The sequence below is a fragment of the Candidatus Flexicrinis affinis genome (genome assembly GCA_016716525.1).
Classification (GTDB): domain Bacteria; phylum Chloroflexota; class Anaerolineae; order Aggregatilineales; family Phototrophicaceae; genus Flexicrinis; species Flexicrinis affinis.
Window position 1 is genome coordinate 446,929 of record JADJWE010000009.1, and the last position, 20,781, is coordinate 467,709.

Sequence of the window (20,781 nt, forward strand, 5' to 3'; positions counted from 1 at the left end):
CCACTCACCGGCTTTCGAGCCACGCAAGCCGCCGGTCGCGCTCGGCAATCAGGTCGGGACGATCGAGGTTGACCAACCCTTCGGTCTCGAGTGAAAACGATGCCGCGACAGCGCCCCAACGCGCGGCGGTGAGCGCGTCGCCGGTGCGCCGCCATGCCACCGTAAACGCGCCGTTAAACACGTTGCCCGCGCCCGTCACGTCGACAATGCGCTCGACCGGCACGGCAGGGACATGGATCGGTTCCGGTGAGTTGCGCTTCGCGACAAGCGACCCGTCCGCGCCCATACGCAGGACGGCCACCCGCGCGCCCGCGCTCAACATGCTGTGGACGATCGCGGATGGGCTGAGCGGACCGAACATGGCGCGTGCTTCGGACAGATTGGGTGAGACGACATCGACCATGGGCAGCAGGTCGATCATGTCGCGCTCGCGGTCTGCAGTCATGTAGTACTGGTTCGGTTCCCAGATGATGTCGGTGTGGGGGAACGTCATGTGCCAGCGCAGGAAGTCGTCGCCCGAAAGCACCATGTACAGAGTCGGATCCTCGCCCCACGCCGGAGGTAGCTGTACCGGCGCTGGTCCGGTCATGAACGGCTCGATCTCCTTGACACGCAGGATTTCGTGGCGCGTGCCGTCGTGTTCGAAAACCTGCCATGCGCGGATTTGCGGCAGGTCGACCACGACGATGCCTTCGGTGTCGCAGTGCGCGGAGAGACGCGGCAGGATCGTGTCGACGATGTCTGCCCCGACGGTGACGCACAGGCCCGGCCGCTCGTCCCAGATGACCATGCCGCACGCCGCGTGAATCGGCCCGCCGCCGAGAACGCCCATCTGAGTGCGGCCGTCCGGATACACGATGTCGTCGATGAACACCGATCCGATGCTGACAATGTCTACCATGCCAAGATATTCCTTGTGGCGGTTAACGCAGCAGGTCGAACAGCAGGTCTTTCCAGCGTGCGACGTCGATCTCCCAACATACGGTGATGTGCGGATCGCCTTTGGCACGGTGCGGTGCCCACATCGCCACGTTGCCGGTGCCGTGTTTGGTGACGTTCAGCGCGTCGACCACCGTCATGCCGCGCGTGTATTCGCCGTCGCATTCGACTTCGACATAGTGCTTGCTTGCGCGCGTGCAGATGGCCGGGTCGATAGCGACCGCCATCGCGACCGGATCAGGCAGGCCGATTCCCGGGTCGCCCAACCACTCGCGATTGGTCTGCAGCGCGCTGATATTGCAGTCGATGGTGAAGTGCGAGTACACGGTGTCGAGTTGGTTCTTACAGTAGTCGATGTCGGAGTCGAGCAGGTTTGCTTCGCCGCGGCACAATTCCCATCCGACCATCTCGACCGGCAAGCCGCTGCGGAACACCGCGCGCGCCGCTTCCGGGTCGCACCAAATGTTGTACTCCGCGGCCGGCGTGATGTTGCCGACGACGTTGGCCGCGCCGCCCATTACTACGCACCGGCTGACGTTGGCGACGATCTCCGGCGCGCGCGACACAGCCAACGCGACATTGGTCAGCGGGCCGAGCGTGACGAGGACAATTCCGGGATTGTCCTTGATCGTCTCGATCAGGGCGTCGACGCCATGGCCGGGCTGTGCGGGGCGCTTGGGCGCGGGATAGAACATACCGCCCATGCCGTCTGGCCCGTGGAAGAACTGCGCGTCGTAGTATTCGCGGATCAGCGGCTTTGACACGCCTTCGTAGACTGGCGTCTCCTTGCCGCATAACTCCACCGTGTAGCGCGCGTTGATGCTGGCTTGCTTCAGCGGCACGTTGCCAGCCACGATGGTGATCGCCTTGACGTCGATGTCCGGGTGCCGCAGCGCCATCAGCAGGGCGACGGCGTCGTCGCTGGCGGTGTCGGTGTCGATGATCATGCTTCGCATACGTCGCGTTCCTCATAAGCGCGCCGGAATCCATCGGCACAGTGTAGCGCAGACTCGCGGCTCATCGTACCCGGTTTGGCAGGTTGTAACGCACGTGCTGCAAGCATGAGGCAGCGGCATCGCCGATGGTCGGGCTAAGTGCCGTCGCACTCTATCACGGCGGGCGAGCCAGCGGCTCGCCCCTACAGGTCCTCGGTGGTCTCTGTATTCCTTCTACGAAGCTCAGATTCCAGCGTCGGCAGTGGTGAAGGCCGTTAGTCGAAAAAGACCGTCCCGCGCATCTCCATCGGTTGGCTGAAGGTGAGCAGCGCGAGCAGCATCATCACCAGCAGCAGCAGCGCGAACGGCAGCAGTCCCGGCATCGCCTTGCGCTTGTAGAGCCGGAATGCGGCGCGCTCGGCCACCAGCAAGCTGAGCCCTATGCCCCCGACCATCACGACGACCTGAATGATGCCGATGATCGTCATGTCGGTGATCCCCACCAGCGACCAGTTCGGCTCGCCCAGCAGCGTGATACCGTGGTCGATCAGGAACGTCTGTACGACCGGCACGATGGTGAAGAGTCCGATCAGAAAGTGGAAGCCGTAGTGCGCGATCCAGACGGCCAGCCCCAATGGCACGAATGCCGGCGTGAAGGCGGCGGCGACATCACGGTCGGAATAGGTGAACTTGGTCGGCGCGAGCGTGCGGCTCAGGCGCGCAGCACCCTTTACGAGAAGGGCAGGAAGCGCGACCGCGAACACGCCGAACAACAGCACTAAAGCGATCGCTTCGCCCAGCGGCGTGACCGTGCCGTTCTCGACCTGACCGAAGATGCTGGCGATGCGGCCGATGACCTCGTATACGGGCGGGATCATGCCGAAAGCGTTGACGATCCCCGCGCTGGCGAGGACGACGATGAGCAGGATGACGTCCCAGCGCTTGGGCCACGCCGCAGGATCAAACCACTGGCGGAAGGGACGGCGTGCCGCAAGGGCGACGTTGTCGTGCGGGCAGGCCCGCGCGCAGTCGAGGCACAGCGTGCAGTCGAGGTTCGAGCGAATCTGCGGGACGAATAGCTCGGTGCCGCACCCGAGTACGCCTTTTCGGTCGTGCGTGACCTGCACCTGCCAGCCATCCGGCTGTCCGGCGACAGGGATGGTGTCGATGCGAATCAACGGCGTCATCGCAAAGCTGCCGTTGACGCATTCCTTACCCACGCACGCTTTGCAGACCTCCGGGTCTTTGGCCTCGATCATCAGCGGAGCGCCACTGCTGTAAGCGAAATTGAACGACCCGAGCGGACACACGTACTTGCAGAACGGCGACTCGGCGAACAGCAGTTCGAGGATGAACGACGCGGAAAAATAAACGACGATCAGCCACGCGGTGAGCAACGGAGACGCCCACAGGTTGAGCCATTCATAGGCGAAGAACAACGCGATCAGGCTGGCGATGGCGACCCACTTGTTGCGCAGCACGCGCGGAAACCGGCGCTTGGGAGACGCGAACCGGCGGGCCAGCGAGCGCGGCAGCGTGAATGGGCAGCCCATGCAAACCAGATTGCCGAACAGCAGCAGGGCGATTACCACGACGCCGCGGAAATGCACCCACGGAACGACGGTAGCGAGGTTCTCAGCGGCCTGCTGTGGCCCGGTGAAGCCGTCGTAGATCAGCAGCACGGCTAACAACAGAAACGGGATTTGCAGGATCAACCGGCCATTCCGATGCCTGAGCAGCCTCCCCATCAGCGGAAGCCTTAGGACATCGCGGGTGGGGCGTGACGGGACCGCCGTCATGGCTTAGCTGTCGATCTCGAAGTCGAACGTATCCTCGACCGTCGTCCCGTCAGTCAGCACGACGGTGACCGTCACCGTCCAACTGCCGCCCATCGTCCAGCCGAAGGGAATGCGGTAAACACCGTCCTCGCCGCTATCCGTCTGTTCCTGCACCAGCATCATGCCGGCGTGCGCCATATCGCCGCGCAGCCGGACCTCCTGTGCTTCGACGGGTGCGCCGGTGGCATCGGTGACGGTTACGATCAGCACTGTCTCGCCGACCGAGGTCGCTTCGGCCTCCAGTGCGATATCGATCTGGGGGACATTTTCAGGCGTGGCCGTTGGGGTTTGCGCCGACTCGCGGCATCCGACCAGCGCCACGGTAATCGCGACTAACAGCACGAGCATTCGGGTCATCGGTGGTTCATCCCCGTTCATTTGTTACGTGGTTCACAAGTATAGCACTCGCCGGTTTTGCGGCGAGGAGCGATCCTAGTCGGCGGCGCGGTCGAAGGCCGCGCCCAGCACCTGAGCGATCGTGTACCGGGCGATGTCTGCCAGCATCCAATTGGTGTCTTTGTAGTACGGCAGCGCGACCAGCGCGACGGCCAACGCCACGCCGCGCCCGCGCAGCCATGTCGCGTCGTCGACTTCCACGGCAGCCCTGAACACAGAGCGCGCCGCTGGCCCGAACCAGCTCCAGGCCGGGATGAGGTCGTAGGCCGGGTCTCCGGTGCCGAGGCAGCCGAAGTCGATGATCGCCGAGATTCGCCCGTGCTGCACGAGCACGTTGCCCGGAAGCAGATCGCCGTGAATCCACACTGGCGGCCTGTCCCATGCAGTCGCCACGAGCGACTCCTCCCATGCCTGTTGGGCCGCGCGGGTATCGATCAGGCCATCGAGCTGTTCGAGCGCAGCGCGTACATGCGGGTCGCGGTTGGCGAGGGGTTCGCCGCGCCCGACGTTGTGCGCGCCGTATCCCGGGCCATCCGCCGGGTCGATGCGACGCAGCGCGCGGACGAACTGCGCGAGGTCGGCGGCGCCTTGCAGAAGGTCGGCCACCGGGCTATCGAACGCGTTCCGTCCCTCCAGCCACGGGTTGACCGACCAGTGCCACGGGTAACCGTACGCGGGTTCACCCCGGACCAACGGCACCGGGATCGGCAGCGGCAAGCGCGGCGCCAACGTGGCGAGGTAGCGGTGCTCCTTCTCGACCATGCGCGCCGCCCAGTCGACGCGCGGCATGCGCACGACCTTGTCCTCGCCGAGGCGGAACATCGCGTTGTCGGTGCCGGACGACACGACGCGCTCAAGCGGCAGGTGTGCCCACTGCGGGCACCGATCGGCCAGCAAGCGCCGCACGAGATCCGAGTCGATCTCGACTTCATGATCGTGCATCTTGCTGAGGCTCACCGGGCGTTCCTCATGCGCGAGTCCTACTCAAACAGCGCATCGAGCAGCCACACGCCGGTGATCTCGTAGCGCAGGCGTCCGCTCTGCACCGCCGGGTCGCCATCGACCAACGCCCGGGCCTGATCGAGCGAATTGGCTTTGATCAGCAGCATGCCGCGCCACGGGTCGGGCGGCTCGTAGAACGGCCCGACGATCTTGTAGGTGCCGTTCTCGGCGAGCGTGCCGTTGTAAGCGAGGTGCGCGCGCTGGGTTTCCTCGGTCTGCGGCGTAGACTCAGGCGACCAGATCGGTCCTTTGGTGTAGATCGCCAAGAAATACAGAGACATACCCGGCATCGGGGGAGTCGGAGCGGTCATCACTGCTTTCCTTAGAAAACCGAACAGATGTGCGTCATTGTATCGTGACAAAGCGCGCTTTCGCAAACTGTGTATAATGACTTTGGGCCAGAGAGGAAATGACCCTACAATGAACGATCACATTCGCTATCACTACGACGACATCGAACAAGCGGCGCGGCGTTTCCGCGATCATGCACAACAAGTGGAGGACATGCTTCAACGTTCGATGCGCTGTGTGCGCATGATGGACGAGGGCGCATGGATTGGTGAAGGCGCGGACGAATACCGGTTCGAGCTTGAGAACTTACTTATTCCGGCGCTGCGCAAGCTGCACAACGCTGTCGGCGATACGGCATGGGCGCTGCTGCGCGCGATTGAAATGATCCAAGACGCCGATCAGATGATCTCGAACGGCTTCGAAAGCAATCTGGACCTGTCGACGATCCCCAGCTTTGCGCTTGGGACGGTCGGTATCGGAGGCGGTTCGGGGTTTGGCGGTTTCGGCGCGCGCTTCTTCGAACGGTTCGGTGCGTGGATGGGCGGCGCCATGGGCGCGCCCGGTACCACCGGATCAGCGCCTGAAGGCACGATCGAAATGGGTCAAGACCCGGTTACTGGAAGCCTGTCCGGGCGAATGGGGCGTGGCGGGTTCTTCAACCAAGTCGAAGAGATGCTCAACAATCCCGGCGGAGCACCGGATGGCTCCGGTGCGGGCGGCTCGTCCGGCGACAGCTTGTCCGGCATGATGGGCCGTGGCGGGTTCTTCAACCCCGTTCAAGACATGCTCGACGGTCAAGGTGGCCTGCCGGACTCGTTCAACGGGCCGGATGGTCCGGTGCAGCGCCCGCCGTGGTTCACCGAATTTGACGGCAGCGGCGCGGGTGTTTCCGGCGCGACGGACTCCTCGATCCTCGTCGCTGGCGCGGGCGACCCGCAGCAGTTGGCGTCCGACATCGTCAAGACCTCGCAGGCCACGGGCGGTGGCGGGGTCAGCGGTGTATTCAACCCCGATCCCGATGCCGCTCTGCGCGGACCGGGCGCGCTCCCCGGCGGCCAACTGGCGCCCGGGACTACGCTCAGCCCGGCAGCGCAGGCGATGATGGACTGGATCAAGGCGCATCCTGACGGCACGCTCGTACTGCCGCCGTTTTCTGCCGGCACTGGCGCCGAAGCGCTCGCCGCGCTCGCCAACGAGGGTTTCGACCTTTCCGGCCTCAACATCGCAACGGTCGGCTCGCCGGAGGTCAACTTCCCTGACGGCTTGCAAATCACGTCGATCGCGAGCCTGAGCGATTTGGCGAAGCTCGCGTAGGCTCGGCCCTGTGGACGACACCAAACTGCGTGACTTGCTCGAGAACGCCCGCGTGATCGCCGTCGTCGGCCATTCCGACAATCCGGCCCGCGACAGCTACCGTATTGGCCGTTACCTGCGCGATGTCGGCTACACCGTGTATCCGGTCAATCCGACGCTGACCGAAATCGACGGCGAACCGTGCTATTCCGACCTCGCTAGCGTGCCAGAGCCGATCGATATCGTCGACGTGTTTCGGCGTGCAGAGTATCTCCCCGACATTGTGCGCGACTCCGTGCGTGTCGACGCCGGCGCGGTGTGGGGCCAGCTTACCGTCACCCACCCCGAGGCCGCGCAGGTCGCCGCCGACACCGGCATCCCGCTGGTGATGGATCGCTGTATTCTTGTCGAACACCGCCGCTTAGGCATTACGAAGCGCAAGTGACGTTCCAAAGGGCTTGCGCTGCTCTGTTGCAAAGATGAGAGCGGCAGCTCAGACATGGAGGTTATAGGCGATGGCCTTAAGGATGGGTTCACGCCGCTGCAGCAGTGGGCGGCGCGAGCGGATGGTGTCTCCCATTTTGCGTTTGATGACCGAGTACACTGTTTCCACCTGCCAACGCTGTCCGTAAATGCCATCCAAGCGGGCTGCCATCACCGCCTCCCGCCGCGCCACCAAGTCTGGTCGGGTTGGTGGGCGTTTCATGCGGTTGATGACGGGGATGATGTCGGAGGGCTTGGTGGCGACCCCATCGAACCCCCGATCCCCCACCAAAAACCAACGCTCTTTCACACACCATCGCCGCGCCTGTCGCCGCAGCGGGGTCAGGTAGTGGATATCCGACGCACAGGCCCGTCCGCTGCCGGTTTTCCAGCCCAAAATCAATCGCGTTCGGCAGCCGACGGCATAGCCGCACTTGAGCCAGTCCAAGTGGCGTTTGCCGCTTCGGGCTCGGTAGTAGGCGCTAGCGTTCTCGAGCCGAAAGCTGGTGGTGTCAACCGCGACGACATCCTCCTTGACTCCCATCCCCCCGAGCAAGCGGTCGCTCATCGCCTGCCAGCGCGCCAACGGCAGCTTGCGGTAGGTGCGAAACAGCGTGCTATGGTCGGGCACCCGCACCAGGCCCAGCACCTGGCGCACCTCTCCGGCCGCCAACAACCACTCTTCGGTATCGCGATAGCTCAAGTCCAGGTAATACGACAGCAGCACACACACCGCCAACTGCGGCAGCGTGAAGGTCTGAGGGCTCTTGGGATGGCTATACCGAGGCAGTGTCGCCTCCGCCAACTCCAACGCCATCCGGGCAAACGTGACGTAGCGACTTTCACGGGATCTACTCATCCCTCCAGTCTACCCCTTTTCTCTTTGCAACAGAGCAGCTTTCGCCCTCTGGACTCCCTTGTCTGCGGATTGTTGCCGCCCGCGGCAACAATCCGCAAGCAACGAGTTGCAGAGACCAAGATCCCTGCCCAACGATTGAGAGTCACCACTCGGCACGTCTAACCTAATTGGAATACGCGTCGATAAGGCGCGAGGGCATACGCCACTGCGGCTCGTCGTTTTCGGGCAGCACCCACGAATAGCCCGGCCCGGGCGCGTCGGGCAAGGCCAGCTTGATCTCAAGGTGGACATGGGGGGCCGGGCGCACGTCGGCGATCACGCCGAGAACGTCACCTTGTTCGACGCACGTGCCGATCAACGGAAACGGCACCGCGTCCGTGGCGCTGATGTGCCCGTACTGACTGAGGATCTGCACGCCGTCCGGCAGCGTGTGGCGGACGATCACGACGCCCGCATCACGGCCCCAACCGAGCGTATAGCTGTATGTCACCACACCGCGGCCGATGGCCCGCACAGGTTCGGCCAACGACTCGCCGCCGGGAATCGCGTAGTCCTCACCGGTGTGATAGCGCCCTTGATGGCGCGGGCTGGGCACACTGAACCCTTGCACGAGCTGGTAGCGCTCCATGTCGACCGGGTAGGCGAGCGTCTCCGCGACGCCGCAATCGACGTTCTGCCACTCCACGACGGGAATGATTCCGAGCGTTGTAAGGATGAGTGCCGCCAGGATGACGACTGCCGTCATGCGCATCGTCCGTTCGTCCTGTAATGCATCTACCGCTCGGCCCAGATGCCTTGGCCGTAGACGGTCTGCGGTGTACGGTCTTCATCGAACAGCCACGCGGGAATAGTGATCGGGTAGCGCCCGCTGAAACACGCCGTGCAGTGACCGCTAGGCTGTTCCGCACCTTCGTTGATGGCGTCCAGCATGCCTTCCAGCGACAGGTAGCCGAGGCTGTCCGCGCCGATTTCCTCGCAGATGCGCTGTTCGTCAAAACGATGCGCGATGAGCTGGCTCTTGGTCGCCATGTCGACGCCCATGAAGCACGGATGGCGCACCGCCGGCGAGGACACGCGCACGTGCACCTCGGCCGCGCCGCCATCGCGGATCAGCGCGACCAACGGCCCGGAGGTCGTGCCACGCACGATCGAGTCGTCGACCAGCACCACGCGCTTGCCGGCGAGGTTGTCCACCAGCGGCGTGTACTTCAGACGGACGGTATCGCGCCGAAGCTGCTGATCGGGCTGGATGAACGTCCGGCCGATGTACCGATTTTTGGTCAGGCCCTCGGTGTAGGGCAGGCCGATCTGCGCCGCATAGCCGATGGCCGCCGGTACCGCGCTGTCCGGCACGCCGATCACAATGTCGGCGTCGGCAGGCTGTTCGATGGCGAGCTGGCGGCCCAAGCGCTGGCGCACGCCGTGGATGATCTGGCCCTCCATCCGCGAATCCGGGCGGGCGAAATACACGTACTCGAAGCTGCACAGCGCGCGCTGCTGCGGGGCGCGTCCCGCTACCGATGTGATGCCGGACGCGTCCAGCTTGACGATCTCGCCGGGCCCGACCTCGCGCAAGAATGTTGCGCCGATGGTATGCAGCGCCGCCGTTTCGCTGGCGAGGACGTAGCCGCCGTCGGGCAGTTCGCCGATGCACAGCGGGCGCAGGCCGTGTGGATCGCGCACGCCGTACACCGCGTCGCGGGTGAGAATGGTCAGGGAGTAGGCGCCGTCGGCCAATTGCATGAAGGCGCGGATACGCTGCTGCCACAGGTCGAGCTGCTCGCTTGACACGTCGGGTTCCACGCCCGTCCATACTTCGGGTGGCGCGGCCAGCATGAGCGTGACGACTTCGCTGTCGGTGGTGCTGTTCAGGCCGGCGCCGCGATGCAGCAGCTGTTCGCGCAGCGAAGCGGTATTGGTCAGGTTGCCGTTGTGCGCCACACCCAGCGGCCCGTAGGCCGATTCGATCAGATACGGCGATGCGTTGCGCACATGCGACGATCCGGTCGTGCTGTAACGGTTGTGGGCAATCGCGAGATGGCCGTGCAGCGGGCGCAGGTTGTCCTCGTTGAAGACCTGATTGACCAGACCCATGCCTTTGTGCGAATAGGCGGTGATCCCATCGCTGGTGGCAATGCCGGCCGACTCCTGACCGCGGTGTTGGAGTGCGTACAGCGCGAAGAAGGCGAGGCGCGCGGCTTCGCGATCCGGCACGTAGGCACCGAAGATGCCGCACTCCTCGTTCGGATGATCGTCAAACGGCGTCGTGTCGGCGAGACTCATCGGAAGCGGTTCAGTCATGCGGTTCGAATGCCTTTAGGGTCAAGCCGGACGGGTGGATTGGATGGGGCGAATGGTTCGGCATGTGTCGAGGTGCACCCATTGTATCATGCGCGGTCCGATTGTTCGCACCCACAGCAATCACCGCGGCGGGTTAAGCCATCGCGTTAGCGCGGCCGAAATCCGCGGGCCTGCCGGAGTTGGCGCGGGTTGGAACGCCGACGCGGTGAGGCGTTCGTAGGCATCGATGTAACGCGCGGCGACTTGCGCGACGAATTCAGGCGGCATGGGCGGCGGTGTGCCATCGCCGCGGTAGCCTTGCGCCGCGAACCATTTGCGCAGGAACTCCTTGTCGAGGTTGTCCGGTTCCTGCCCCGGTGCCACCGACTCGGCCGTCCAATAGCGCGAGGAGTCCGGAGTGTGAATCTCGTCGATCACGGTGAGGTGGCCGTCGATCAGGCCGAACTCGTACTTGGTGTCGACGAGGATCAAGCCGCCGCGCCGCGCGACCTGTTGGCCACGCTCGAACAGCGCGAGCGCCGCGTGTTCGACCTGATGCCACAACTCCGGCGAAAGAATGCCCTCCACGATGTCGGTGCGGGTCAGCGGACGATCATGCCCGCCGTCGGCGGCTTTGGTCGTCGGCGTGATTACCGGGGACGGGAGCGGATCGTTCTTCTGCATGCCTTCGGGGAGCTCGAGGCCGTAGGGCTGGCGCTCGCCGGCTTGATACAGCGTCCACAAGCTGGTCGACGTCACGCCGGTGAGATATCCGCGCACGACGACTTCGACCGGCAGCGCCTGCGCTTCGCGGGCGATGGTCACGTTCGGATCGGGCGAGGCGACCACATGATTGGGGACGATGTCGCGGGTCTGGTCGAACCACCATAGGCTGAGTTGATTGAGGACCTGACCCTTGTACGGGATCAGGCCCAACACGCGGTCGAATGCGCTAATCCGGTCGGTGGTGATGAGTGCGCGAACGTCGCCGTGGGTATAGACGTCGCGCACCTTGCCGCGGATGCGTTCACCCCATCCGGGGACGTCCACGCCGTCCAGCGCATCCGCTATCGCGTCGATCAGTTCATTATGTGTGTGCATATTGGCCTTTCAGAATGTTGGAACTGATTCTGAACCACAGAGATCACAGAGGACACAGAGAAACGCAGAGTGGATTAATCAAGAATGACACGGCGGATTCCGGTCTTCAGGATCTTCACGTTGAAGTTGATGAGTAATCCGAGGTTCAATCGTGTGGCACGCAAGTACGAAATGACTTGCGCGGTGTGAACCGGATGAAACTCGTCAACGGCTTTGAGTTCCACGACAAGTCTGTCATCGATCAGGAAGTCGAGACGTGCTTCTCCGATTGTCGCACCTTTGTAATTCAGGCTGATGATGTGCTGGCGTGAATAGGGTATCGCTCGTTGTGCGAGTTCGACTCCCAACGCCTCTTCATAGACGGACTCCAAGTAACCCGGCCCGAGAACTCGGTGAACCTCAATTGCGGCACCGATTACGCGTTGGCTAAGCCCGTTGATTCCGTCGATCATTCTCTGTCGCAATGCACTTCATGAGTCTCTGTGCTCTCTGTGTTCTCTGTGGTTCATTTCCTACGTCAGTGCATCGCGGATTGACGCGGCGAGCTGGCGGGCACGGGCGGGTGCGTCACCGATGTGACCGGACGCGTCGAGCAGGTCTCGCACCGCGGCTGGATCGACGTGGCGCGTGATTCGCTCGTCCGACGCCAGCAGATCGGGCAGGGGATTGGGTTGACCGGCGCGCAAGGCATCCCATGCGGCAAGGCTGTGCTCGCGGATCACTTCATGCAGTTCCTGCCGGTCGCCGCCGCGGCGGGCCGCTTCCATCAACACGCGCTCGGTCGCCGCAAACGTACCGTAAACCCGCAAGTTGCGCGCGACGGCGTTGCTGTCGATGCGCAGATTGGAGACGATCTTGTTCAGCCGGCGCAGAATCTCGTCGGTGACGAGGAACGCCTCGGGCAGCACGGAGCGCCGGTTGCCGCTGTCGTCCAACGTGCGCTCCAGCAGATGATGTGCGGCGTTATCCCATGCCACGCGGGGCAGGGCCGCGACGAGGCGCGCCAGGCTGTCGACGTTCTCGGCGTTGATCGGGTTGCGCTTGAACGGCATCGCTGACGATCCGACCTGCTTGGCCCCGAACGGCTCGGCCCACTCTCCGAAGGGTGGCGACTGCAGCAGACGGACGTCGAACGCCAGTCGATAGCCGGTCATGGCAACCGAGGCCAACGCGTTGACGATCGCCCAGTCCTGTCGGCGCGGATAGGTCTGATGGGTTATGGTGAACGCGTCGAGTCCGAGCGACTGCATGATCCGCGCTTCGAGATCGGAGGGGGTTACGCCGGTGCCATGAAGCAGTTCGGCATAGCTCGCGCCAGTCCCGACCGCGCCCTTGAACCCTTTGCCGCGAATCCCGGCGCGGATTTGGACGAGATCGGTGTAGTCGGCCAACAGGTCTTGCGCGTAGTTGGCAAGCCGGTAGCCGACGGTGGTCGGCTCGGCGGGCTGGAGATGGGTAAAGGCCATGCACACGCGGTCGGCTTCGGCGTCGATCTTGTCGGCGAGGACGCGCAGCAGGTCGCGGACAGACGCGACGATTAGGTCGAGCGCGTCGCGCAGGCGCAGCGCGTCGGCGTTGTCCTCGATGTCCATGCTCGTCGCGCCGAGGTGGATGATCCCGCCGCCCACTGCGCACTGTTCGGCATAGGTGCGCACTTCGGCCATCAGGTCGTGATGAATCTCGGCCTCGATCTCCAGCGCGCGGGCGATGTCGATGTCACCGGCATGGGCGCGCAGGTCGGCGACCTGTTCGGTACGGACGAGACCGGCGTGCTGCTGCGCCTCCGCCAAAGCGACCCAAATCCGCCGCCACAACCTGCGCTGATTCTCCAGCGACCAGACGCGGCGCATCGGCTCCGACCCGTAGCGCCATGTGTACGGGCTGATGTATGTGCTGTGGTTGAAGTCGGTCATGCCCGGCGAATCCCATTCTCGAACAAGCGTAGGCCGCTGTACCCATGCACACGCTGCGGGTGCTGCCACGGGAAGATATGGTTCTCCGGATGCGGCATCAATCCGAACACGTTGCCTTCCGGATTGCACAGCCCGGCGATGGCGTCGATCGACCCGTTCGGATTCTCCGGATAGTCGCTGCCGCCGTAGGTCAGCGCCGCCAGTCCGTCCTCCCACAGCCGTTCGCGGGTCGCCTCGTCGGCGACCATCACGCGGCCTTCGCCGTGCGCGATTGGCGCGTGGATCGGTTCTTCGAGGCCTTCGGTAAAGAGGCACGGACTGTCCAGGTTAGCGTGCAGCGTCACCCAGCGGCACTCGAACCGCCCGCGCTCGTTATAGGTCAGCGTGACCGAGCGGGCGCCGCCGTCCCATGCGTGACCCGGCAGCAGGCCGGATTTCACGAGGGTCTGGAAACCGTTGCAGATGCCGAGCACCGGTTTGCCGGCACGCACGAACTCTTCGATGCCAGGGATGCGTTCGCGCAAGTCGAGCGCCCACAGCACGCCCGCGCCGAGGTCGTCACCGTAGCTGAAGCCGCCGGGGATCACCAGCATGGCGTAGTCGCGCACGTGGCGCTCGCCCCGTACAAGCTGGTTCACGGTGACGATTTCCGGGGCACCGCCGGCAAGTTCGCAGGCCAGCGCGGCGTCGCGGTCGCGATTGGTGCCGGTGGCGTGCAGGAGGAGGATGGGTTTGGGACGGATGTGCAGCCCCTCACCCCCTAGCCGGGAAGCCCTCACCCCTCGCCCCTCTCCCTCAGGGAGAGGGGAATCTGGCACGGCGTTGGTGGGAGGTTTCGGGGCGCGATTTATGGTTCGAATACAGGTCTCCGCGATGGAGGCAAGCGTCTCACGGGTCTGATTGAAGACCTGCTCGTTCGAGAAGCGAAGGACGATATACCCCAACGCTTCGATATCGTGCTGGCGATCGTTATCGGCCTCTTGGCGGTCAGCATGGATAGGACCGTCCACTTCGACGATCGTCCGTGCCTCGTAGCAAAGGAAGTCCGCCACATAGGTTGTGCGCGCGATGGGATGTTGGCGGCGGAACTTCAAGCCGCCGAGCCTGCGATTACGCAGACACTCCCACAGCATATCCTCGGCCCGTGTCTCACGCTGGCGAAGGTCACGCGCGATGTACACCATCGCTTGCGACGCCATATCGCGAAACTCCGGGTCCGGCATGCCGGGATCCCCTCTCCCTGAGGGAGAGGGGGCGGGGGTGAGGGCTGAGTTGGTTTGCGGGGTGAGGGGCGCTGCGCCCCATGCCGCCGCCAAGACCTCCACGGCAATCGACTCGCCGACGAGGACGAGCGAGTCGCCACCCACCGTGCCGATACGCGCCGCATGCACTCCCATCACCGCCTCAAAGTCCGCCGCGAGCGCGGGATCGACCGCGACGACGATGCGGCCCTGCGACTCGCAGAACAGCGCGTCGGGGTCGCTGTCGACGAGCTGAATCTCCGCGCCGATCTGCCCGCCGATGCACATCTCGGCCAGCGCGACGCCCAGACCGCCTTCGCTGCAATCGTGCGCGGCTGTGACATAACCCGCGCGCATGGCGCGGTGCAGCAGACGATACCGTTCGACCGCGTCGCGCACAGGCTGCGGGACGATTCCGCTGTCGCCGGTGAGTTCTTCGTACAGGCTCCCGCCAAGCTCGTCCGGCTCGGTCTCACCGATCAGATAGACGAGGTCGCCGGCATGCTTGAAGTCGCTTGTGACGGTTTCCTCGGCATCCGGTACGATGCCCAGCGCAGAGATCACAAGCGTGCCGGGGATACTGTGCCGTTCGCCGTCCAGCCCGATGTATTCGTTGTTCAGGCTGTCTTTGCCGCTGACGAACGGTGTCCCGTACGCCAGCGCCGCGTCATAGCACCCCTGCGCGCAGCGCACGAGCGACCCGAGCCGGTCGGGGAGCTGCGTGTTGCCCCAACTGAAGTTGTCGAGGATGGAGATGGTGTCGGGATCGCTGCCGACGGCGACGGCGTTGCGCACCGCCTCGTCGACCGCTGCCCATGCCATTGCGTACGGATCAAGCGCGGTGTACTGCGGGCACAGCCCGACAGATAGAGCGATGGCGCGGGGGATCGGTTCCCCTCTCCCTGAGGGAGAGGGGTTAGGGGTGAGGGTGTCCTGCGGCACGATCACCGCGGCATCGCCGGGGCCCGCGCCACGTCCGACCAGCGGCTTGATCGCCGTGCCGGTGCCGACCTCATGGTCGTAGCGGTGGATGACGTCGGCCTTACTGCGAATGGTGGGGTGGGCGAGCAGGGCGAGGAGGGTGGCAGCAATAACCCCCTCTTCCCCTGACCCCCTCTCCCTCAAGTGGAGAGGGGGAAATGCAGCGCGGCGAATCGTATTGAGAACGTGGTTGAGGCGAAGCTCTACGTCTTCAGCAGTTACCCGAACAAATCGAATTCCAGTTTCCTCGATGATTTCCTGCCGAAGGCGATCTGCTTCGACTTGTTCGTCGTGTATCGATCCGTCCACCTCGATCGCGAGCATCAATTCCGGACAGTAGAAGTCAAGCACGAAAGCGCCAATCGCCTGCTGACGGCGAAACTTGAGGCCGGCGAACTGCTTACGCCGTAGAGCTTGCCATAGAATGTCTTCGCTCCGGGTTCGTTCCTTGCGCAACGTCCGCGCGATTTCCAACATTACTTTCTGAAAGCGTTCAGGAACAGCAATCTGCCGTTCCGGCCTTTGAGCGAAGTCACGGGCACGGTTCCGTCTCTTCGCCTCTTGAGGACCAGATCCGCCACCCGAGTCGGCGTGGGTTTCTCCCCCTCTCCCATTGAGGGAGAGGGGGTCGGGGGGAGAGGGGGCTTCCCACTCCGCCGCCAACTCCCGCCGCGGGATGCCGCCGTGCAGGAACGCCATGCTGACGTTCCCGACCGGCTTATCGCCGTAGAACAGCTCGAGCTGACCGGTCGGCGCGAAGGTGCCGATGGCGACGGCCTCGACATCGTGGGCCGCGCATATGGCGGTAAATGCGTCCCAGTGGGCCGGCGGAACCGCCAGCACCATGCGCTCCTGCGCCTCGCTTAGCCAGATTTCCCACGGCCGCAGACCCGGGTACTTGAGTGGTACGTCGGCAAGCTGTACGCGCGCGCCGAGGTCTTTGCCCATCTCGCCCACCGCGCTGGAAAGCCCGCCGGCGCCGCAATCGGTGATGGCCGTGTAAAGTTGAGCATCACGCGCCTTGAGCACGACCTCTTGTACCTGCTTTTCGGCGATCGGGTTGCCGATCTGCACCGCGCCGCCGGAAAGCTGGGCGGTCGACGTGTCCATCTCCATGCTGCTGAACGTCGCGCCGCGCAAACCGTCCCGGCCGGTACGTCCGCCGATCACGACGATCAGGTCGTTGGGCTCCGCTTCGGTGCGGTGCGATCCGCGCGGGACCAGCCCGACGCATCCGGCGAAGACCAGCGGATTGGCCGTGTAGCCGGGATGATAATGCACCGCGCCGTTGACCGTCGGGATGCCCATCTTATTGCCGTAGTCTTCGATGCCGTGGACGACGCCTTCGATAATCCGGCGCGGGTGCAAGACGTTGTGCGGCAGCGCGTCCATCGGTGTGTCGGGCAGGCCGAAGCACAGCACGTCGGTATTGGCGATCGGGCGCGCGCTGACGCCCAACACGTCGCGGATCACGCCACCGGCGCCGGTGTTTGCCCCGCCGAACGGCTCCAGCGCGGATGGGCGGTTGTGCGTCTCGACCTTGAACGCCACGTCGAATTTGTCATCGAAGGCGACGATCCCGGCGTTGTCGACGAACGCCGAGCGCACCCACGGCTTGGCAAGTTGGTCGGTTGCCGCGCGGATGTACGTCTTGAGCAGGCCGTCGATCTCCTGCGTGACCGGTGGACTGTGCGGCGATGCGCCGTGCGCCGGACCGGTGTAGGTGATTTTGGCGCGGAACGTCTTGTGGACGCAGTGTTCCGACCACGTCTGCGCGAGCATCTCGAGTTCGGCGTCGGTCGGGTCGCGTACGATTTCCTCGTAGTAGGCCTGGATCGCGCGCATCTCATTGAGATCGAGCGAGAGCCGCCGGTCTTTGCTCAAGTTGAGCAGGGCATCGTCGGAGAGCCCGCGGACGGGGATCGTCTCGACCGTGTCGTCGGTGGGCTGGACCGCGACAAACGGCGCGCTGATCGCCGTACCGAGGCTGACGCGGTGGATGACAGTGTTGACCAGCACCCCGCGCGCGATGGCGTCGATATCGGAGTCGGTCAGGTCGCCGGAGAGTTCGTAGCGTTCACCGGTGGCAGCTTGCTCGACGGGCACGCCGATCAGGCCCGCCGCGTGCTTCAGGCTGTCGGCGACGGCGTCGGTGACTCCCGGGAGCAGCGTACGCTCGACCAAGCGCGTGCCCTCCATCGCGGGCGATACACCCAGTGTGTACGTTTCGGTCACCGGATCGGTGAGCAGTGCACCGGCGAGTCGATGTGCGCCGTCATCCGTGAGCGTGCCGGATACAAAAAACAGCCGCGTGACAGTGCACGCGGTGAGGGTGGGGAAGCCGAGTTGGTGTGCAGCGTCGACAAGACGACGATTGCTGGAGGGAATGCGCGGACGAACCTCGATACGGGTGATCTGCACCGTATGAACCCCCTGAACGTGCGGCGGATTTCAGCGCACAACGTTACATGAGAATGGCCGCAGTGAGTACCCTGGAATGCCCGCCGACGTGTCGATTCCCAGCCTGTCTATGCCGTGAGTTGACGTTTCATGTACACCGCGACCTCTCCGTCGGTGAGGTCGTTATTCGTGTACAACGAGACGTCGACGGCCTCGATCCGAAATCCGACTCGCCGGTAGAAGCGAATCGCCGGCACGTTGGTGTTCTGCGTCTCTACGATCATCGTGCGGCACTCGACGGTTGTGGCTCGTTGCGCCAGCGCCTCGATCAGCGCCCGTCCAATACCGCGCCCCCGATGCGCCGGGACGACATGCAGTTCGTGAATCCAGAACGTGCGATTCCACAGATGGACGTCTGCCAGCCCGATACCGGCCAGCACATCCCCATCATACGCGCCGAACGAGTGGCCATCGCGCACGATGGCGTCGTAGTAGTCCCGATCTTCGAGGTCGAACCGTTTGACATATGGCGCGGGCAGCGGCTCGAGGTCAAGCTGGAACATCACGCGGTCGTCGGACTCGTGCCACGTCACCCGATACACCCCATCCGACTCGTAGCCGGTGATGACGTGTCGAAGCGCGTCGCGGTCGATCGAAGTCAGCGGCTTGACGTTCACGGCCAGAACTCCCAGCGATTCAATGCGTAGTTGACTCTACGGCGAGATTGGCCGCGGCGTCAAACTCGGTGATGGGTCGCAGGCCGGGACTGCGCGTTACACTACACCCGTTCAGAATCGACGGGGAGGCGGACATGGACGATGAATCCAAGGCGGGCATCTGGCGGCAGTTCGGCGCGGTCATCGATTATCTGGAACGCACCGTCACGGCTTGCCCCGACCGGCTGTGGCGCCATTCGATGTGGGACACCGGCGCGAAAAGCCCGGTCTTTTCGGAGGTGTGGTACGTCGCCTATCACGCGATGTTCTGGCTCGACCTGTACCTCACCGGCAGCGAAGACGGGTTTGTGCCGCCCGCGCCGTTTACGCTGATCGAGCAATATGACGACGGCCCGCTGCCGGAGCGCGTTTACACGAAGGTCGAACTGCTGGACTATCTGCGCGGCTGTCGACAGCGATGCAAGCAGACAATCCGGTCGCTGACCGGCGAGATGGCGCAGCGGCGCTGCTGGTTCCCGTGGGGCGAACCGACCTTCCTCGAGCTGCTGATCTACAACCTGCGCCACGTGCAGGAACACGCCGGACAGATCAACCTGATGCTCGGGCAACACGGCGTGCAGACCGCCGACTATCCGACATGGAGTAGAGACCCACTTGCGTAGATGCGGCTAATCCCCGCGCTGCAGCACGAACGACAGCGACGTATCGGTCACCGTAATCGACGTGACTTCAAACACGCGGACGGTTCGCTGCAAGCGGGCATTCAGCTTGTCCGCCAGCTTGGTGGCGAAGTCCATCAGCGCGTCGTCAGCGTTGGGCAAGCCGTCGATCGCGACCGACTCGACCGTAATCTCAAGCCGGTTGTTCGTGACGGTCGGACGGAAGCTGATCGAGCCACTCACAGTCGCCCCGCTGCCGTCCCGGCGAACATGCTCGCCATTGACCACGATCAGCCCGGGCTGCAGGTCGACGGACGGGTTGCGCAGCAGAGGATTGGATTGTGCAGCAAGTGCTTCGGCGATCACGTCGTTGATGTCCGACTCCTGCAATGTGACCGATACGCTGCGGCTTTGCGGGTCAATGGTGATCTCACCGCGCCGACAGCCCGTCAGCAGGAAGACAGAGGCGACGGCAAGCACTAGTACGGCCTTGAACATGGTTCTTCCTCAGGGTTCGAGCGCCGAACACGGGCGCAACTGCCATTAGTATCGCGGGAGAATTTTGCCAGAGTGCGTCCGATGTGCAAACTCCTTGCAAACCGTACTCCCAACCGGGGATAATCCCGCTACATCAGGTGCGTATGCAAAGGACACCGCCATGGACCGTTCGGACGTGAAGGCATTGCTTGCTGAATTGTTGGGCACATTTACGCTTGTTTTTGTGGGTGCGGCCAGCGTGACGATCGCGCCGCAATTTGGCGTGACGGTCCCGGCGTTTGCGCACGGGTTGGCCGTATTGACGATGGCGTTCTTCTACGGGCCGATCAGCGGCGGGCACTTCAACCCGGCAGTTACGGCGGGTTTCCTCGCCGTGGGGAAGATTAGCGTGTCGAAGGCTGTGCAGTATTGGGTTGTGCAGTTGATCGGCGGCATTATCGGCGGCCTGTTGGTTGCGGCCCTGATGAACACCGGCGCGGCCGACTTCAACTACGGGCAGACGCTCGGCTCGATCGACCCGGCCGACTTCCGCGTGATGGCGCTCGAAGCGGTGCTGACGTTCTTCCTCGTCACCGCAATCTTCCAGTCGGCGGTGTTTGGACGCGCGGGGGCGTTCGCGCCCATTGCAATTGGCTTCACACTGACGATCGCCATCCTCGCCGGTGGCCCGTACACCGGTGCGTCGCTGAATCCGGCGCGCACGATTGGCCCGGCGCTTGCTGCGGGCGACCTGAGCTACATTCTCCCGTACATCATCGGGCCGGTGGTCGGCGGCGTGGTGGCGGCCCTGCTGCACGCCTTCCTGCTGGGGCCGGACGAAGAGAAGAGGTAGCAGGCGAGAAACTCTTCACAACAACACAAACGGCCTCGCGACATTTCGGGGCCGTTTGCACAGTGGGTAGGCGCCGCCCTGTCCGGGATTGCCGTTCCCGTGGCTGAACGTGGAACTCCAAGCACGGTTGGCATGCGGCGTGCCGAATAGGAGTGTTTCGTGT

General features: G+C 63.9%; 19 protein-coding genes and 2 pseudogenes. 4 read left to right on the top strand and 17 right to left on the bottom strand.

Going from position 1 to position 20,781, the window contains the following annotated elements; genetic code table 11:
* Nucleotides 1–4: 4 nt before the first annotated feature.
* The 6 genes from IPM16_21140 to IPM16_21165 form a co-directional block, all read right to left on the bottom strand.
* Nucleotides 5–901 carry a hypothetical protein gene (locus tag IPM16_21140; protein MBK9125612.1) on the bottom strand — a complete coding sequence of 299 codons (897 nt, stop codon included), beginning with the start codon at nt 899–901 and terminating at the stop codon, nt 5–7.
* Between the two features lie 22 nt (nt 902–923).
* Entirely contained in the window at nt 924–1,895 is a 972-nt protein-coding gene (locus IPM16_21145; protein MBK9125613.1) for a nucleoside hydrolase, read from the bottom strand.
* A 254-nt stretch (nt 1,896–2,149) separates the two neighbouring features.
* Complete coding sequence (locus IPM16_21150) at nt 2,150–3,673, bottom strand: FesM (GenBank protein ID MBK9125614.1); 1,524 nt, start codon at nt 3,671–3,673, stop codon at nt 2,150–2,152.
* 3 nt (nt 3,674–3,676) lie between these two features.
* Nucleotides 3,677–4,069, bottom strand: coding sequence for a FixH family protein (locus IPM16_21155; protein ID MBK9125615.1), 393 nt, complete (start codon nt 4,067–4,069; stop codon nt 3,677–3,679).
* A 75-nt stretch (nt 4,070–4,144) separates the two neighbouring features.
* A complete protein-coding gene (locus tag IPM16_21160; protein MBK9125616.1) occupies nt 4,145–5,065 on the bottom strand; it encodes an aminoglycoside phosphotransferase family protein in 921 nt (306 codons plus the stop codon).
* A 23-nt stretch (nt 5,066–5,088) separates the two neighbouring features.
* Nucleotides 5,089–5,421, bottom strand: a complete 333-nt coding sequence (locus IPM16_21165) for a hypothetical protein (GenBank protein ID MBK9125617.1) — start codon at nt 5,419–5,421, stop codon at nt 5,089–5,091.
* A gap of 109 nt (nt 5,422–5,530) precedes the next feature.
* Here IPM16_21165 and IPM16_21170 point away from each other — a divergent pair, with 109 nt between their 5' ends.
* Together IPM16_21170 and IPM16_21175 are read left to right on the top strand one after the other, a co-directional pair.
* Nucleotides 5,531–6,715: a WXG100 family type VII secretion target gene (locus IPM16_21170; protein MBK9125618.1), complete on the top strand. Its 1,185-nt coding sequence runs from the start codon at nt 5,531–5,533 to the stop codon at nt 6,713–6,715.
* Between the two features lie 10 nt (nt 6,716–6,725).
* Nucleotides 6,726–7,139 carry a CoA-binding protein gene (locus IPM16_21175; GenBank protein MBK9125619.1) on the top strand — a complete coding sequence of 138 codons (414 nt, stop codon included), beginning with the start codon at nt 6,726–6,728 and terminating at the stop codon, nt 7,137–7,139.
* A gap of 48 nt (nt 7,140–7,187) precedes the next feature.
* Here IPM16_21175 and IPM16_21180 read toward each other — a convergent pair whose 3' ends face one another.
* The 10 genes and pseudogenes from IPM16_21180 to IPM16_21225 all read right to left on the bottom strand — a co-directional run bounded on the left by IPM16_21180 (nt 7,188) and on the right by IPM16_21225 (nt 18,629).
* The gene (locus tag IPM16_21180) at nt 7,188–8,036 is read right to left on the bottom strand and encodes a transposase (GenBank protein MBK9125620.1); all 849 of its coding nucleotides are present in this window, start codon (nt 8,034–8,036) and stop codon (nt 7,188–7,190) included.
* A 163-nt stretch (nt 8,037–8,199) separates the two neighbouring features.
* The gene (locus IPM16_21185) at nt 8,200–8,781 is read right to left on the bottom strand and encodes a M23 family metallopeptidase (protein MBK9125621.1); all 582 of its coding nucleotides are present in this window, start codon (nt 8,779–8,781) and stop codon (nt 8,200–8,202) included.
* A gap of 29 nt (nt 8,782–8,810) precedes the next feature.
* Nucleotides 8,811–10,319, bottom strand: a complete 1,509-nt coding sequence (locus IPM16_21190; protein ID MBK9125622.1) for an amidophosphoribosyltransferase — start codon at nt 10,317–10,319, stop codon at nt 8,811–8,813.
* Between the two features lie 138 nt (nt 10,320–10,457).
* Nucleotides 10,458–11,417, bottom strand: coding sequence for a phosphoribosylaminoimidazolesuccinocarboxamide synthase (locus IPM16_21195; protein ID MBK9125623.1), 960 nt, complete (start codon nt 11,415–11,417; stop codon nt 10,458–10,460).
* A 74-nt stretch (nt 11,418–11,491) separates the two neighbouring features.
* Nucleotides 11,492–11,869 carry a GxxExxY protein gene (locus tag IPM16_21200; GenBank protein MBK9125624.1) on the bottom strand — a complete coding sequence of 126 codons (378 nt, stop codon included), beginning with the start codon at nt 11,867–11,869 and terminating at the stop codon, nt 11,492–11,494.
* A gap of 60 nt (nt 11,870–11,929) precedes the next feature.
* Nucleotides 11,930–13,330, bottom strand: a complete 1,401-nt coding sequence (gene purB, locus IPM16_21205) for an adenylosuccinate lyase (protein ID MBK9125625.1) — start codon at nt 13,328–13,330, stop codon at nt 11,930–11,932.
* Nucleotides 13,327–14,283: a phosphoribosylformylglycinamidine synthase I gene (purQ, locus tag IPM16_21210; protein ID MBK9125626.1), complete on the bottom strand. Its 957-nt coding sequence runs from the start codon at nt 14,281–14,283 to the stop codon at nt 13,327–13,329. The genes purB and purQ overlap by 4 nt, the downstream gene beginning before the upstream one ends.
* A 537-nt stretch (nt 14,284–14,820) precedes the next feature.
* Nucleotides 14,821–15,807: pseudogene (locus tag IPM16_21215) on the bottom strand (phosphoribosylformylglycinamidine synthase).
* Between the two features lie 390 nt (nt 15,808–16,197).
* Nucleotides 16,198–17,751, bottom strand: a pseudogene (locus tag IPM16_21220) (phosphoribosylformylglycinamidine synthase).
* 329 nt (nt 17,752–18,080) lie between these two features.
* Entirely contained in the window at nt 18,081–18,629 is a 549-nt protein-coding gene (locus tag IPM16_21225) for a GNAT family N-acetyltransferase (protein ID MBK9125627.1), read from the bottom strand.
* Nucleotides 18,630–18,763: 134 nt separating this feature from the next.
* Here IPM16_21225 and IPM16_21230 point away from each other — a divergent pair, with 134 nt between their 5' ends.
* Nucleotides 18,764–19,291 (top strand): DinB family protein, encoded by a 528-nt coding sequence (locus IPM16_21230; protein MBK9125628.1) that lies wholly within the window; start codon nt 18,764–18,766, stop codon nt 19,289–19,291.
* 6 nt (nt 19,292–19,297) lie between these two features.
* On the opposite strand, the gene IPM16_21235 is transcribed toward IPM16_21230, so the two are convergent.
* Complete coding sequence (locus tag IPM16_21235) at nt 19,298–19,786, bottom strand: hypothetical protein (GenBank protein MBK9125629.1); 489 nt, start codon at nt 19,784–19,786, stop codon at nt 19,298–19,300.
* 160 nt (nt 19,787–19,946) lie between these two features.
* Here IPM16_21235 and IPM16_21240 point away from each other — a divergent pair, with 160 nt between their 5' ends.
* Complete coding sequence (locus IPM16_21240; protein ID MBK9125630.1) at nt 19,947–20,618, top strand: aquaporin; 672 nt, start codon at nt 19,947–19,949, stop codon at nt 20,616–20,618.
* The last annotated feature ends 163 nt before the right edge of the window (nt 20,619–20,781 follow it).

Excerpts from the sequence above, each read along its gene's own strand:
- IPM16_21140 (MBK9125612.1), bottom strand. The coding sequence starts at position 901 with ATGGTAGACATTGTCAGCATCGGATCGGTGTTCATCGACGACATCGTG.
- IPM16_21145 (MBK9125613.1), bottom strand. The coding sequence starts at position 1,895 with ATGCGAAGCATGATCATCGACACCGACACCGCCAGCGACGACGCCGTC.
- IPM16_21150 (MBK9125614.1), bottom strand. The coding sequence starts at position 3,673 with ATGACGGCGGTCCCGTCACGCCCCACCCGCGATGTCCTAAGGCTTCCG.
- IPM16_21155 (MBK9125615.1), bottom strand. The coding sequence starts at position 4,069 with ATGACCCGAATGCTCGTGCTGTTAGTCGCGATTACCGTGGCGCTGGTC.
- IPM16_21165 (MBK9125617.1), bottom strand. The coding sequence starts at position 5,421 with ATGACCGCTCCGACTCCCCCGATGCCGGGTATGTCTCTGTATTTCTTG.
- IPM16_21170 (MBK9125618.1), top strand. The coding sequence starts at position 5,531 with ATGAACGATCACATTCGCTATCACTACGACGACATCGAACAAGCGGCG.
- IPM16_21180 (MBK9125620.1), bottom strand. The coding sequence starts at position 8,036 with ATGAGTAGATCCCGTGAAAGTCGCTACGTCACGTTTGCCCGGATGGCG.
- IPM16_21185 (MBK9125621.1), bottom strand. The coding sequence starts at position 8,781 with ATGACGGCAGTCGTCATCCTGGCGGCACTCATCCTTACAACGCTCGGA.
- IPM16_21190 (MBK9125622.1), bottom strand. The coding sequence starts at position 10,319 with ATGAGTCTCGCCGACACGACGCCGTTTGACGATCATCCGAACGAGGAG.
- IPM16_21195 (MBK9125623.1), bottom strand. The coding sequence starts at position 11,417 with ATGCACACACATAATGAACTGATCGACGCGATAGCGGATGCGCTGGAC.
- IPM16_21200 (MBK9125624.1), bottom strand. The coding sequence starts at position 11,869 with ATGATCGACGGAATCAACGGGCTTAGCCAACGCGTAATCGGTGCCGCA.
- purB (MBK9125625.1), bottom strand. The coding sequence starts at position 13,330 with ATGACCGACTTCAACCACAGCACATACATCAGCCCGTACACATGGCGC.
- IPM16_21230 (MBK9125628.1), top strand. The coding sequence starts at position 18,764 with ATGGACGATGAATCCAAGGCGGGCATCTGGCGGCAGTTCGGCGCGGTC.
- IPM16_21235 (MBK9125629.1), bottom strand. The coding sequence starts at position 19,786 with ATGTTCAAGGCCGTACTAGTGCTTGCCGTCGCCTCTGTCTTCCTGCTG.
- IPM16_21240 (MBK9125630.1), top strand. The coding sequence starts at position 19,947 with ATGGACCGTTCGGACGTGAAGGCATTGCTTGCTGAATTGTTGGGCACA.